This is a genomic window from Buttiauxella sp. BIGb0552, from assembly GCF_004366275.1.
Classification (GTDB): domain Bacteria; phylum Pseudomonadota; class Gammaproteobacteria; order Enterobacterales; family Enterobacteriaceae; genus Buttiauxella; species Buttiauxella gaviniae.
The window spans coordinates 111,753-126,460 of record NZ_SODY01000001.1 but is presented as its reverse complement, the minus strand read 5'-3'; the positions used below and the strand labels follow the sequence as shown (position 1 = coordinate 126,460).

Below are 14,708 nucleotides of genomic sequence, written 5' to 3'. Positions count from 1 at the left end.
TTAATGAGTAAACCGGTGTTCAGGCTGAGTTTTTCTCAGCCATTTTTAGCGCAGATGGCGACAGTGGTATTGCTCTGCGGCCTTGGCTATCAGTTGGCTGTGGCTACATGGTGTATTGGTGAAATGCTTTATCCGCAAGCACCACTCCCGGCTCAGGCACACAACGCTAACCCGCAGGCCACACCTGCTGAAATCAGGTTCAAGACGCTATTCCCTGGCGGGGATAAAGAGATCGCACCAGTGGCAACACTCTCCTCGCTAAAAGTACGACTGACCGGGGTGATAGTCAGTAGCTCACCTGAGAATTCGCTAGTGATAATTGAACAAGGTGGACATCAAAATAGTTACGGTATTCATGATGTTATCGACGGATCACAGGCGAGTGTAGTCGCTATTAAGGATGACCATGTTGAACTTCTTAACGGGGGGCAGCATGAAATCCTACGGTTGTATGACGACGGTGCGACAAGCGCGCCTGACGCACTTGCCACCACCCGGAATCAGTTACTGAAAGAGCCGAAAAAATTGCTGGAGATGGTGGCAATCACACCGGTGAACAAAGACGGCGTGATGAAGGGATATCGCCTCAATCCAGGCAAAGAGGCCACGCTTTTTCAGCAAAGTGGATTACAGCCCAACGATTTAGCAATCGCCATCAATGGCTTTGACCTGCGCGAGCCGCAAGAGGCCGCAAAGTTTATGGGCCAGCTCAGTGAATTGACGCAGCTTGATATCACTATTGTGCGTGATGATGCTGAGAAGAATATTTTTGTAGATTTATCAATAAAGTAAGGTTGGGTATGTCATTACAAATAACAAGAATTGCCCAGAGCCTCACTCTGCTGATTGCTCTCTTGCCTGCTGCCTGGGGAGCCAATTACAGCGCAAGTTTCAAAAGTACCGATATTCAGGAATTTATTAATATCGTCAGTAAAAACCTGCATAAAACCATCATTATCGATCCCGCCGTACGCGGTGTCGTCAACGTTCGTAGCTATGACTCACTCAATGACGAGCAGTACTACCAGTTCTTCCTGAGCGTGCTGGATGTGTACGGTTTCGCCGTGGTGCCAGGAGCCAGTGGCGTGCTGAAGGTGGTGAAAGCCGTCAATGCCAAAACCGCAGCCATCCCACTAGCAGATGATTACCATGCGGGAACCGGAGACGAAGTGGTGACGCGCGTTATTCCGGTGTCAAACGTCGATGTGAAAGAACTCGCCCCACTGTTGCGCCAGCTAAACGATAACGCCGGGGCCGGAAATGTAGTGCATTACGAGTCCGCCAATGTGCTGCTGGTGACCGGACGCGCGGCGGTTGTGAATCGTCTGGCAGAAATTGTGCGCCGCGTAGACTCAGCCGGTAATCAGCAATCGGATATCATTAAATTAAAGTACGCCTCTGCACGTGAGATGGGCTTAATCCTTAATGGTTTAAATAAAAACGACCGTAAAGGCAGTGGTCTGGCACCGAACGTGGTGGCTGATGAACGCACCAACAGCGTGGTGATTTCCGGCAGCGCGCAGGGCCGCCAGCACTTAATCACTATCGCCCGTCAGCTTGACCGTGAAGAACAAAACCAGGGGAACACCCGCGTTTTTTATCTTAAATACGCCCAGGCGAAGAACCTGGTTGCGGTCCTGAGCGGCGCAAACTCATCGCCATCTCAACCAGCCAAAGGTGAAACCACGCCTGCCAGCACGGGTGTCGGTGCCAGCAGCAGTACATTTAATGGCAAAGAGGTCAGCATCGTTGCCGATGAGCAAACCAATTCACTGGTTATTACCACGCAGCCTGATGCCATGCAGGCGCTGGAACAAATCATCAATCGTCTCGATATCCGCCGCGCCCAGGTGTTGATTGAGGCAGTCATTGTAGAAATGCAAGATGGCGACGCGCTCAATTTCGGTGTGCAGTGGTTTAACGAAAATGGCGGCGCAACCCAATTTACCAGCACCGGGCTGCCGATAAGCGCCGTGGTCGCCGCCGAAAACAGGAAAAACGGCTCGTCTGGCAGTGCTGCGTTACTCAGCAGTTTTAACGGTATCGCCGCCGGTTTTTATAACGGTAATTGGGGCGGGCTGGTCACTGCACTTGCCAACAACTCACGCAGCAATATTCTCGCCACCCCGAGCATCGTTACGCTCGATAACAAAGAAGCAGCCATAAACGTTGGCCAGGAAGTCCCGGTCATTACCGGCAGCCAGGCCAGTACAACCGGCAGCGTGTACAACACCGTCGAGCGCAAAACGGTGGGCACTAAGCTCAAGGTAATCCCGCAGATTAATGACGGTGAAAGCGTGCTGCTTAATATTGAGCAGGAGGTTTCAAGCGTGGCCTCTGCCAGTTCCGTTGACTCATCTTCAGCCGGGAGCGATCTGGGTGCCACGTTTAACACCCGCACCATCAATAATGCGGTAATGGTCAGAAGCGGCGAAACCGTGGTGCTCGGCGGCTTGCTGAACAACCAAACGACGGAGAGCGTCAGCAAAGTGCCGATCCTTGGTGATATTCCGCTGCTCGGTTATCTGTTCCGCTACAACAGCACCAGCACCAGTAAACAAAACCTGATGGTGTTCATTCATCCGGTCATTCTGCGCGATGGCGCCAGTTATAACGGCGTTTCCAATGAAAAATACCGTCAGTTCCGTGACGAACAAAAATCCGATCGTCTCAATCGCGATCCTCTCGCCCTCCCCACCCCTGACCTGACTCTGCCTGCAACTCCGGGTGCCCGGCCGCGTGGAGGCTTCTTCAATGAGTAAGGAGCGAAAATGGGTAAAGCTCCCCTTTAGCTTTGCTCGCGATCACGGCGTGCTGGTGCAGTGGCAAAATGAGACACCAGTGCTGGTACATCATGGAGAACTCAGGCCACAAATCCTGCTGGAGATACGTCGTGTCTTGCGCCAGTCATTTTCCGTCTCTGCCGTCGCCACAGCGCAGTTTGAGCAACTCTTGATCAAAGAGTATCAACGCGATGGCAGCGAAGCGCGCCAGTTAATGGAGGATTTGGGCAACGACGTGAGTTTTAGCGATCTCGCCGGGCAGCTGCCTGGTACGCAGGACCTGCTCGATATGGAGGATGACGCGCCGATAATTCGCCTGATTAACGCCATGCTAGGCGAAGCGATAAAACTTGCTGCCTCCGATATTCATATTGAAACCTACGAGTCCCGGCTGGCGATTCGCTTTCGTATTGATGGTGTTTTACGTGAGGTTATCCAGCCACAGCGTCAACTGGCAGCGGTATTTATCTCGCGCATCAAAATCATGGCACGTCTCGATATTGCCGAGAAACGTGTTCCGCAGGATGGTCGTATTAGCCTGCGCATCGGCGGGCGGGCCGTCGATGTCCGTGTCTCAACGCTGCCTTCCAGCCACGGAGAAAGGGTCGTGTTGCGCCTGCTGGATAAAAACACCGTCCATCTGGCGCTTTCTCATTTGGGAATGTCAGCGGGTTTACAGCAGACCATGTCCACACTGGTACGTAAACCGTATGGCATTATTCTGGTCACCGGCCCAACGGGTTCGGGCAAGTCCACCACACTCTATGCCGCGTTATCTGAAATTAATAACCACGAGCGCAATATTTTGACGGTGGAAGACCCCATCGAATACGACCTCGATGGCATCGGCCAGACGCAGGTCAATAACAAAGTCGATATGACTTTTGCCAGAGGGCTGCGCGCGATCCTACGCCAGGACCCGGATGTGGTGATGATCGGCGAAATCCGCGATACCGAAACCGCGAAGATTGCCGTTCAGGCCTCATTGACCGGGCATTTAGTCTTCTCGACGCTGCATACCAACAGTGCCATTGGCGCCATTGCCCGCTTGCGAGATATGGGCGTGGAGCCTTTTTTGCTCGCATCTTCACTTACGGCGGTGCTTGCCCAACGCCTGGTGCGCACACTATGCCTGCACTGCAAAACCCCTCAATTGTTGGATGAACAACAACGCCTGCGTTACGGCTTTGGTAGCGATGTTACCCATCTATGGCAACCGGTCGGCGGTGAGTGCTGCAACCATACAGGCTATCGCGGGCGCACCGCGCTGCACGAATTGGTTGTTATCGATGAATCCGTTCGCAAAGCGCTTAACCACGATGCTACGGAAGATGAGCTGGAAGCGCTTATTCGCACCAGTACACCGGCCTTGCGCGATGACGGTCTGGAAAAGGTGCGGCAAGGCGTGACGTCACTCGAAGAAGTGCTCCGCGTGAGCCGGGAAGAATAATCATGGCTGATTTCCGCTGGCAGGCGCTGGACAGTAAAGGCAAGTCAAAACAAGGTTCGCTCGAGGCAGACTCCGTCCGTCACGCTCGTCAACAACTGCGCGAAAGGCAATTACTGCCTGTCTCAATTAGCGAAGTGGGCGTATCAACAAGCGCCTCCCGTCATTTTTCTTTTCGCCGCGCGCCGGGAATGCGCAAAAGTGAATTAACCCTGTTTACCCGCCAGCTTGCCACGCTTCTGGGATCGGCAATTCCGCTGGAGGAAGCCCTGAATGTGGTCTCGCACCAGACGGAAAAAGCCCGAATTCAGAGTGTAATTAACGGCGTGCGTAGTCGCGTCCTTGAAGGGCAAACGCTGGCAAAAAGCATGGCTGCAAGCCCTGCCGCCTTTGATGACCTTTACTGTGCCATGGTGGCGGCCGGTGAAAAGTCGTCCCATCTCGATGATGTATTAATGCGGCTGGCAAATTACACCGAGCAGCGCCAGCAGATGCAAAACAAACTGCGCCAGGCGATGGTTTACCCCTGTGTTCTTACCGTGGTGGCTGTAGGTGTCATCGCCATCTTACTGGTGACGGTCGTCCCTAATGTGGTGGAGCAGTTTGTCCACATGAAACAGGAATTGCCGCTAAGCACCCGACTGCTGATGGGATGCAGCGAAATGCTGCAACGTTTTGGTGTACTTTTCCTGGTCGCCATAACCTGTGCGGCACTTTACTGGCGTCGCTGGTTAAAAACCCCGACCAACCGCCTGCGTTATCATAATTTAGTGCTGCGTTTACCGATAGCCGGGAGGCTCAGCAGGGCCACCAATACCGCCCGTTTTGCCAGCACACTCAGCATTCTCAATGCCAGCACCGTGCCGCTACTGGATGCCATGCAGATCAGTGGTGAAGTGCTACAAAACGCTGAAGCGCGTCTACGCATCAATCTTGCCCAACAACGAGTACGCGAAGGCAGCACCTTGCGCGGAGCCTTAGAACAGACACGCCTGTTCCCACCGATGATGCTGCATATGATTGCCTCCGGCGAACGAAGCGGCACCCTGGATAGCATGTTGTCTCGTGCAGCTGACAACCAGGATAACGCGTTGCAGCAAGAGATGACCCTCGCACTGAGCCTGTTCGAGCCACTTCTGGTGGTCAGCATGGCAAGCGTGGTGCTGTTTATCGTACTGGCAATTCTCGAACCCATTTTGCAACTAAATAACATGATCAGTCATTGAAAAGGAGTCGTTATGCATAAGCCTCAGCAGCAAGGTTTTACCTTGTTGGAAATTATGGTGGTGATCGTCATCCTCGGCATTCTTGCCAGTATTGTGGTGCCGAATCTGATGGGTAATAAAAATCAGGCCGACCGACAAAAAGCGGTCACCGATATTGTGGCACTCGAAAACGCGCTGGATATGTACACCCTCGACAATGGGCGCTACCCCACCACCGAACAAGGTTTAGATGCGCTACTCAACAAACCCGAAGCCGCACCCGTGCCGAAAAACTACAAACTGAACGGCTATATAAAACGCCTTCCGGAAGATCCATGGCAAAACGCTTATCAGCTGGTCAGCCCCGGCGAGCATGGCTCGGTTGATATCTTTTCCGCAGGCCCTGACGGGCAAGCGGGTAACGATGACGATATTGGCAACTGGGATATGAGCGGAGCCAAAAGCTAATGACCAGGGCTACGAGCAACCGGGGATTTACGCTCATCGAAATGATGCTGGTAGTGGCAATCATCGCTACGGCATCAAGTCTGGTTGTGATGGCGTTACCAGCAAACTCCCCCCAAAAACAGGGGCGCGAAATGCTGGCCCGGCTTGCCGATGCCATTCCAGTGCAACGCATGGAAGCGATGGCACAGGGTTCACTATTTGGCCTGAGCATCAAGGCTCACGGCTATCAATTTATGGTGCAGGATCCCAGCAGTTCTCACGGCTGGCGGGTGATATCAGCCCTAGAGCAACCTGATGGCGAAACCATCACATTACAGCTTTCGCAACAGGATCTGCTGCTTGACGAATCTCCAGCAGATGAACGGGACAATAAGCCGCAGCTGCTGCTGTTTCCCGGTGGTGAAGTCACTCCATTTGAGCTGCGCGCCTTCGCGCAAAAAAAGGCCATTGCGACATTAATCGTCAGCGAATCAGGTGAAGTGCAATTGGTTGATGCTACGGAGACAACACCATGAAGCAACACGGAATGACATTACTCGAAGTGATGGTGGCTATGGTCATTTTTGCCGGTGCCAGCCTTGCATTAATGAACAGTCTCAGTAGCCAAATGATGGCGCTGCAATCGATGGAAGAAAGCTTGTTTAGCAGTTGGGTAGCGGAAAATCAGATGGTCGATGTTCGCCTCGCTGGAGGTTGGCCAGCGCTGGAAAAGGTTTCTGGAAAAGAGCAGTTCGCAGGGCGCAACTGGTACTGGCAACGCATGGGAGAGACAACAAGAGATCCATTGTTACGCGCCGTTGAAATCCAGGTGCGAAGCACGCCGGACGACGATCCACGTATTCAACTGCGCAGCTATTTTTTCCGTCAGCCATGAACGGCAATCAGCGTGGTTTTACGTTACTGGAAGTGCTGGTCGCATTGGTGATTTTCGCCCTGCTAAGCCTCACGGCTCAAGCGGTATTCCAGGGTGTATTACGAAACAACGCCGTGACCAAGGCGAAAATATCACGCCTGACTGAACTCAGTTTTGCCATGCAGCAATTGGAAAATGACTTTATCCAGAGCTTCCCACGCACCGTACGTGAAGCAGGAGCGCCGGGGAACACGGTGTTTAGCGCAGCCGATGGCCTACTGCAAAGCAAAGGTGATGGTGTGATGTTTACCCGTAGCGGTTGGTTTAATCCCGATGCCCGCCTGCGCCGCAGCGAGCTGCAAAAACTAGGCTGGCGTTTACAGGATTCCCAGCTTGAACGAGTGACATGGCGTTACCCGGATAACCTACCGGGCACCGAGCCTAAGCAAACTGTGGTGCTCAAGTCGGTGCGGCAATTCCGCCTGCGTTATTACCGCGACGGGCGCTGGTTAACACAATGGACCGCGGTGCGCGAACTGCCACAAGCGGTAGAAGTCACGCTGGACTTACCCGATTACGGTCTCATTACGCGGCGCTTTTTGCTGGCAGCAAGTGAGAATGCCCAATGAAATATCAAAGAGGTATGGCTTTGCTTGTCGTCTTACTTTTGCTTTCTGTTATGGCGCTTCTGGCTTCGCAAATGACGGTCCGTTACCGGCAGATGTGGCAGCGTAGCCATACGCTACTGAGCCAATTACAGATGCATGAGTATCTTCTTGGAGGCGAAGCATTCGTCGCCCGAGTGCTGTATCAGGACATAATGGATAACCCACAAAAAACCTCCCGCGCTCAGTATTGGGCGACGCAGCAAGAGGTCTGGCCGATTAACGAGGTTACGCTGCGTGCTGAGATCCGTGATGAGCAAGCCTGCTTTAATCTCAATAGCCTACAAAACCATGACGAGAATAACCCGGACAATCTGGCTCAGTATCGCGAACACGTATTTGTCTCGCTTTTACAGGGGCTTGAGGTAGACAACCTGCGCGCCCGGACGCTCGCGGCGACCATCGAAGATTGGTTGGATGCTAACAGTGACCCACAGTTATTAGGGGCAGAAGATCATGATTATATGGCCCTTAATCCGCCCTATTTACCCGCTAACCAACCGATGAGACACCTGAGCGAATTACGTGCTGTCAAAGGTATAAGTGGAGAGTTATATCAAGCACTCATGCCACTAGTTTGTGCTCTGCCCGAGCGCTCTCTTGCGGTGAATATCAACACACTTGAGGAGCCACAGGCCCCGCTGTTGTCAGCACTGTTTCTGAATATCCTGTCCGTTCAGTCAGCCCGTGAGCTGATTAAACACCGCCCAACGGAAGGCTGGAAAAGTGTCGATGAGTTTTTAGCCCTTATTCCTGGCGGTGATGAGCGGATTGCCGGGCCAGAAATCTCTCACTCACTCACGGTGAACAGTGACTATTTTGTCTCGTCACTCACCATCGAGAACCAACAACAACACAGCCGAATGATCAGCCATTTTTATCGCGCCAGCGACCGCAAGGTTATCGTTCGCAGCCGTGAAACGGGAGTGTGGCCATGAGTGAAACTTTATTAATCCGTCTCGCAAGCCATGCACATCAACCTATGTTCTGGTGGCTATTCTCCGCAGACGATCGGCTGTTGTTTTCCGGCGAACTGCCCGATGCAGCAACGCTCGCAAGCTTGCAGGAATACGCTATTGGCAATCAGGTAATTGCGCTGGTGCCAGCCTGTGATTTGGTGCTGCGCTCCGTTAATTTGCCAGGAAGACTGACGCATAAAACCCGCAACGCGCTGCCTTTTCTACTTGAAGATGAAGTGGTTGAAGACCCGGCCCGATTGCATATGGCGGTGCTTGCCCACGAATCACCATTAGTTCATCTGGCCGCGGTAGAACACACCTTAATGCAGGAGTGGTTGCGTTGGCTGGATGAGGCAGGTTTGCAAGCCAGCCGGATGCTGCCTGATGTTTTAGCGCTGCCGCAAACTGTAGGTGGATATCGCTGGTCACTTGATGAACAGCATCTGATTCGTGAATCGCGCTGGCAAGGCATGGTGCTTGAAGATGAATTGATAGCCTGTTTACCCGCAACGCAAGTCTCGGGGTGGCAAACCACAACACAAACCTTGCCGCTGCGTGCGGTCCATCTTCCGCCCGTCACCTTGCTGCAAGGCACATATCGCCCACAGAGGAATAAATCCGGTAGCTTCGGCATGTGGCGAACGCCAGTGTATTTGCTGGCCGCAAGCCTGGTAATGGTACTTGCTGCCCGCGGGTTGGAGAGTCTCAACTTGAGCCACCAGCAATCTGCGCTTCAGGAGCAGATGACATCTGTCTACCGCCAGGCCTTCCCGGGTAGCAAACCGATGAGTGACCCGTGGTTTGCATTTAAAAAGAAGATGGAGGGACGAAACAGCCAATTCCTGCCTTTAGCCCGAACACTTGATAGCGTTCTTCCCGCTACTGTTCGCGTGCAAACATTGCAATTTGATGCTGCGCAAAAGGAGTTGGAGGTGCAAATTTCAGGCACATCAGCTATCGCGTTACAGGCTATAGAACAGCGAATTCCAACTGGTTTCTCAATGCGTATTGGTGAAGAAAACACCAAATCGGGCACGATTACGGTTTACCTCAGCCGGAAACCAAAACGCCAAAAAGAGAATCTCCCGGCAATGTCGCACCTTGAGCAAATGAAGGCTCAACTGGCCCAGATGCAAAGTGAGATCGGGCAAAAACCGACGATTTCGCAGCCAGTCACCAATATGGCCGATGTAATGATCCGCACCAGTACCCTTGCTCATTTGCCTGCCCCACCGGTGACGCGCAACGACAACGAACTAGAGATCAAATACGCCACGCCAGTGCCTTTTACCTCGTTGGCAAACTGGCTACAAACCCTCGAAGTTCAATATGGCATCGTCCCACAGCAGGTTGAGCTGACCGATAAAGGCCAGGGAAACGTGCAAGTGGAGCGTTTAGTGCTATCCGGGCGTAGCCGCTCATGAAAAAACGATATCTGCTACTGCCCGTGGTGCTGGGTTATCTGCTGGGGCTGATATTGATGATACCCGCCCGCTTTGTCATCGAGTGGCTGCCTTTGTCCTCGGGAGTCTCATTACAGGGTGCCAGCGGCACGCTCTGGCAAGGTCAGGTGCAGTCCTTAGTGCTAGGCAAGCAACAAGTTGGCCCACTTAGCTGGAACTGGCGTAGCGCGGCATTGCTCAAGGGAAAAATCGCGGCAGATATTGAACTGGCGGATCCTCGCATGATCAACGGGCGCGGGATTGTTGGCTGGAACGGCGAATGGAGCATTCAGGAGGCTACGCTGCATTTCCCGGCGGCGGTTTTGGGCAATGCCATGAGACTTTCAGCCGAACTCAGTGGCGACATAAACGCTCATCTGACACAGCTTCGTTTTACTCCTCGCAACTGTATTGAGGCGGTGGCCGATGTGCGCTGGAGTAATGGGAACCTGGTGGATATTGCCGCGACTGTGAATACCGGCAATACCCGCCTGCGCATCAAGTGCGTGAACCAGCAATGGCTTGCTGACATCACGCAAACATCCGAACAACTTCACAGCAAAGGGCAGCTCTTGTTACAGGGAGCACAACAGTATCGTTTGCAAGGTGAGGTCACGCCCGGCCCTGCTTTCCCTCCTGCGTTATTGATGCTACTGGCGCAAAGTGCCGGTCATGAATCACAAGGCCGTTATACATTCGAAACATCAGGGCGTTGGTAAGCGCCTGTAAGAGGAACATGAACCATGTACCAGGATTTTTTCGCGCTGAATGCGGCACCCTTTACGCTCTCACCCGACCCTGATTATCTCTACCTTAGCCCAGCGCATCGAGAAGCCCTGAACCTGCTGCATCGCACCATTTCCTCAGGCGGTTTTATGACCCTGGTAGGTTCACCCGGCACCGGTAAAACCACCCTGACTCGCCATATTTGCCTGCAAGCTGGAGTCGAAACCGAAACGGCATATTTGATTGCCCCGTTAAATTCCCCCACAGCCCTAATGACGCAAATTTGCCGCGCGTTTCATTTGCCCGATGAAACCGATCTGAAGACCTTTTTACGTCATAACCACAGGGGGCGAAAACAGGCGGTATTACTGATTGATGAAGCGCAGCATCTCACCGAGGCACAGCTTGAAACACTGTGCGCCCTGACCAATATTGAAACTGACGACAGAAAATTGCTGTCGATTGTGCTTATCGGCCAACCAGAACTCGAAGATAAACTTAATGGCCCTCGGCTGGTTCAGGTAAAGCAACGGGTAACAACACGCTATTTCCTCACACCGCCGTCGGCAGAAGATGTGGACGCGGCAGTGCGGTTTCGCCTGCAAAAAGCGGGCTGCTTACACCCTATCTTTTCGCGTGGTGCGATCAGTGTCATTACGCGCATCAGTAAAGGTATTCCACGCATTATCAATCGGCTTTGCGAGCAAATGTTAGTGGATGCAGCTCTGGAAAGGCGCTGGCGCATAACCTCATCGCATGCCGCGCAGGCTGCTCATAAGGTCACGGGGCGGGTAGATATTGGAGGAATTCCCGGAGCCATGACCCTCATTGTGGCCTGCATGCTTGTGTTTGTTGTCGGTGGGTTTAGCTGGAAACAGTGGGGATGGCTGCCACAACCGGAAGTACGCACAGTCAAAGTTCCGGTGAGTATTGCTCCCGACCCTAAAACTCAGGCGTCGTTTGCGGCGGCTGTAAATAAGGCCCGCAATCAGAGTGATGCCTTTTCGTTACTGAACGCAACATGGGGTTATGAGAGTGCGGATGACATATCGCCATGCGAGACAATATCCCCCGCTGGGCTACGCTGCTTTCGCACTTTTGGCGATTTAAGTGAGTTAGTCTCCCTGAATTATCCAGCTGTCGTGCATCTCAAAGATAAGACTTTTGGCCACTGGTTTGCGGTACTCAGCCACGTCAACGATGGCAAGGCATCGCTTCTTTTCGCCAACCAGGAATGGGAGGTTTCCCTCGACTGGCTTAATCAGCGCTTTCAAAAAGATGCCACGTTAATCTGGCAAATGCCCGCCAGCGGCGCGACTTATGTGACCAATCATAGCCCGACAGAAGATATTCAATGGGTGGCTCAAAGACTCACGACAGCATTGAAAACGCCGGTGAGTGAAAAGAGTGCAAAAATTCAGGCGGGAATCCTCGCATATCAAAAACTGCAGCACCTGCCTGCTGATGGGATTGCAGGAGAGCAAACATTACTGCGTTTGAGCAACCAGCCCGGACTGGAAATTCCCACTCTTGATGGCACGATTCCTGCCCGCGACCAGGCAGTCAACGATACGACAGAGCAGGAGAAACCATGAACCTGTCACTTACCCTCAAACCACACTCGAGATTGTCAGCTAAAGGGTTTCTGATTTTAACCTGGTGTTCAGGCTTAACCTTTGCGGCACTCTCCGGTGCTGCTGCCTGCTACGGTTGGCACAGCCTGCATAATCCGCCGACTGTCAAAAGAGTTGAAGTACCTCACCAGGCAACTCAACCCTGGCGCATTATCAGCAACACGCTGGCGTTTAACACACAGCCTTTGCCTGCCGAACCAGAACCAGAATCGGAAGCCGTTCCAGAGGAGGAGTCACCAGAGGTCAAAGAACCAGGTAATGTCGTGTCGGATGAAAAAATGGCGAATGAAGATACCTATCCAGGCCTTGAGCAGTTATCAGAAGACGCGCGGCGGCGAATGCCTTCCATCAAATACAACGCCCACGTGTACTCCAGTGAAACGGGCAAAAGCGTCATCAATCTTAACGGTAATGATTACCACGAGGGAGCCGCTGTCGGTGCGGGAGTAAAGCTTATGAAAATTGAACCTGATGACAGTATTTTCTCGTTTGAAGGGCAAACGTTCCGCGTAACGGCACTGTCGGACTGGTGATTGTGATGATGTTACTTGAGTTGGCCTCTTTCTACCCTATAACCTGGGGCGCAATGCTGGGTGTTCTGGGGTTACTGATCGGTAGTTTTTTAAATGTTGTCGCCTGGCGTTTACCCAAAATGCTCGCCGACCAATGGCAGGATGAGGCCTTGCTTGCTCTGAATATCCCAGCTCCTTCCCGGCCGAACTATAATTTGTGCTGGCCACTTTCAGCCTGCTGTTCTTGTCAGCATCCGATATTACGCCGTGATTTGCTGCCGGTCGTGAGTTGGTGCCTGTTACGTGGGAAAAGCCGCTGCTGCCAGCAGCGTATTTCCGTGCGCTACCCGCTGGTCGAATTAACCTGCGCTGCCTTATTTATCTTTGCAGGAGTGTTATGGCCGCCTGGAATACAGCTCGCGGCGAGTTTGTTGTTTATATCCGTGTTGTTAACGCTTGCTGTTATTGACGCGCGGACGATGTTATTACCCGACGTCCTGACCCTACCCTTAACCTGGTGCGGTTTGCTGGTGAACTTTAACGGTTGTTTCGTCACGCTACAGGATGCAGTAGCCGGCGCCATCTGCGGTTATCTGGCGTTTGCCTTGCTGTCAGTCACTTTCACAAAATTGACCGGAAGAGCCGCACTTGGCGGTGGCGATGCTAAATTATTGGCGGCTATTGGTGCGTGGTTAGGCTGGGAAGTTTTGCCACAATTAGTCATGATTGCGGCCATCACTGGCTTATTGGCGGCGGTTATGATGCATTTATTAAAACGCCAAAAGTTAAACCAGCCAGTAGCCTTTGGCCCCTGGCTTATTCTTTCTGCTGGTTATTTTTTGTACCTTACAGCTTAAGATTTTGGGCAGGGAATCTTACTGCTACTCAGGTGACAACGTACGGTATGCCGCGCCTGGCGCGCTTGCTTTCACATAGTGCTGTAATACTTTACTCATTGGCATATGCAAATTTTGCTGCAATGGCGGGACGGGCGACATAAACCATTTGTTATATAGTTCGACGTACCTTCCGCTGTTGATTATTTCGCCTAATGACTTATTAGCCAGATCGGTTAATTCAACGGAATCTTTTGCCATCATTAATCCATAAGCATCCGTAGCGCCGAAATCGACATAACTGATGGCATAATTTTCGGGGTCCCCGGCTTTAAATGCAGCGAGTAAAACCTCGTCGTTAGCTAACATTTTGACGGTTTCAGACTTAAGGAGTTCTAAAGCCGATGCAGAATCTGGCGTCGTTACCATCAGAAGCGAATAATCCAGTTTATGGTTCAGGTTGTTAATACGCTCAATGGCGGAACCACCAGATACAGCCGCTATTGTTTTGCCGCGTAGCTGACTTGCTTGCTGTACAGATTCACTTTTCTTAGAAAGTAATGCAGTAGTAGTAATAAAATAGGGGTTAGAGAAATTATAAGTTTTAAGCCGAGCATCTGTACGGGTAATTGCCGAACATGTCATATCAACAGTATGCCCCTTTACTTTTTGTAAAGTTACGTTCTGTTTTTTCCCGACCCAATTAATCTCAATGTGAGGGATATTTAACTCTTTTTCTAACTGACCAACAACATCACGACATATATCAATTGCCATGCCAACTGGCTTGGTATTATCAATATATGAGAAGGGAAAATCATTATACGAATAGCTTAATGTTATTTTGTGATTTTTCTTTATATTCACAAGGCTATCATTAGCATGAGTATAAAATGCTGGAAATGCGCACATAATAAAGAACAGAGGTAAATATTTTTTCATATGAAATGCCAATATAGAACCTATATACCCAATACCTTGAACTTTGCCATCATTGATGATGAGCCACACAACCTTATGCGCGCTGAAGATGACACACAAGCCAGCAAGATTAAAGAATTATCCATAAATAAAACTTTGGCTGATGTAGATGTCAATATCTTCCCTGCCATTAGTTAAGGTGAGGAAGGTTATTCGTTAACAGTTGGTTGCTATGGTGATCTGTTTGCCAGAGTGGA

15 protein-coding genes are annotated in these 14,708 nt (G+C 51.6%); 14 read left to right on the top strand and 1 reads right to left on the bottom strand.

Annotated elements, in window-relative coordinates; translation table 11 throughout:
- The first annotated feature begins 3 nt into the window (after positions 1–3).
- From gspC to EDF88_RS00510, 14 genes are read left to right on the top strand one after another with little or no spacing between them, the layout of a single operon-like run.
- On the top strand, positions 4–792 hold the full coding sequence (gene gspC, locus EDF88_RS00575) for a type II secretion system protein GspC (protein WP_134182198.1): 789 nt from the start codon (positions 4–6) through the stop codon (positions 790–792).
- Between the two features lie 8 nt (positions 793–800).
- Positions 801–2,762 (top strand): type II secretion system secretin GspD, encoded by a 1,962-nt coding sequence (gspD, locus tag EDF88_RS00570; protein ID WP_134182196.1) that lies wholly within the window; start codon positions 801–803, stop codon positions 2,760–2,762.
- On the top strand, positions 2,755–4,233 hold the full coding sequence (gene gspE / locus EDF88_RS00565; RefSeq protein ID WP_134182194.1) for a type II secretion system ATPase GspE: 1,479 nt from the start codon (positions 2,755–2,757) through the stop codon (positions 4,231–4,233). The genes gspD and gspE overlap by 8 nt, the downstream gene beginning before the upstream one ends.
- A gap of 2 nt (positions 4,234–4,235) precedes the next feature.
- On the top strand, positions 4,236–5,456 hold the full coding sequence (gene gspF / locus EDF88_RS00560; RefSeq protein ID WP_134182192.1) for a type II secretion system inner membrane protein GspF: 1,221 nt from the start codon (positions 4,236–4,238) through the stop codon (positions 5,454–5,456).
- 12 nt (positions 5,457–5,468) lie between these two features.
- Positions 5,469–5,903, top strand: a complete 435-nt coding sequence (gene gspG / locus EDF88_RS00555; RefSeq protein WP_134182190.1) for a type II secretion system major pseudopilin GspG — start codon at positions 5,469–5,471, stop codon at positions 5,901–5,903.
- Positions 5,903–6,418, top strand: coding sequence for a type II secretion system minor pseudopilin GspH (gspH, locus tag EDF88_RS00550; protein WP_134182188.1), 516 nt, complete (start codon positions 5,903–5,905; stop codon positions 6,416–6,418). Before gspG ends, gspH begins: the two co-directional genes overlap by 1 nt.
- A complete protein-coding gene (gene gspI, locus EDF88_RS00545) occupies positions 6,415–6,777 on the top strand; it encodes a type II secretion system minor pseudopilin GspI (RefSeq protein WP_208326112.1) in 363 nt (120 codons plus the stop codon). The genes gspH and gspI overlap by 4 nt, the downstream gene beginning before the upstream one ends.
- The gene (gspJ, locus tag EDF88_RS00540; protein WP_134182186.1) at positions 6,774–7,385 is read left to right on the top strand and encodes a type II secretion system minor pseudopilin GspJ; all 612 of its coding nucleotides are present in this window, start codon (positions 6,774–6,776) and stop codon (positions 7,383–7,385) included. The genes gspI and gspJ overlap by 4 nt, the downstream gene beginning before the upstream one ends.
- A complete protein-coding gene (gene gspK, locus EDF88_RS00535; RefSeq protein ID WP_134182184.1) occupies positions 7,382–8,359 on the top strand; it encodes a type II secretion system minor pseudopilin GspK in 978 nt (325 codons plus the stop codon). The genes gspJ and gspK overlap by 4 nt, the downstream gene beginning before the upstream one ends.
- Positions 8,356–9,804 carry a type II secretion system protein GspL gene (gene gspL, locus EDF88_RS00530; protein WP_134182182.1) on the top strand — a complete coding sequence of 483 codons (1,449 nt, stop codon included), beginning with the start codon at positions 8,356–8,358 and terminating at the stop codon, positions 9,802–9,804. Before gspK ends, gspL begins: the two co-directional genes overlap by 4 nt.
- The gene (locus tag EDF88_RS00525; protein ID WP_134182180.1) at positions 9,801–10,541 is read left to right on the top strand and encodes a type II secretion system protein N; all 741 of its coding nucleotides are present in this window, start codon (positions 9,801–9,803) and stop codon (positions 10,539–10,541) included. Before gspL ends, EDF88_RS00525 begins: the two co-directional genes overlap by 4 nt.
- A gap of 24 nt (positions 10,542–10,565) precedes the next feature.
- Positions 10,566–12,143 (top strand): AAA family ATPase, encoded by a 1,578-nt coding sequence (locus tag EDF88_RS00520; protein WP_134182178.1) that lies wholly within the window; start codon positions 10,566–10,568, stop codon positions 12,141–12,143.
- Positions 12,140–12,715, top strand: a complete 576-nt coding sequence (locus EDF88_RS00515; protein ID WP_134182176.1) for a general secretion pathway protein GspB — start codon at positions 12,140–12,142, stop codon at positions 12,713–12,715. Before EDF88_RS00520 ends, EDF88_RS00515 begins: the two co-directional genes overlap by 4 nt.
- A 5-nt stretch (positions 12,716–12,720) precedes the next feature.
- Entirely contained in the window at positions 12,721–13,551 is an 831-nt protein-coding gene (locus tag EDF88_RS00510; protein WP_134182174.1) for an A24 family peptidase, read from the top strand.
- 24 nt (positions 13,552–13,575) lie between these two features.
- On the opposite strand, the gene EDF88_RS00505 is transcribed toward EDF88_RS00510, so the two are convergent.
- Complete coding sequence (locus tag EDF88_RS00505) at positions 13,576–14,472, bottom strand: transporter substrate-binding domain-containing protein (protein ID WP_166671926.1); 897 nt, start codon at positions 14,470–14,472, stop codon at positions 13,576–13,578.
- Between the last annotated feature and the right edge of the window lie 236 nt (positions 14,473–14,708).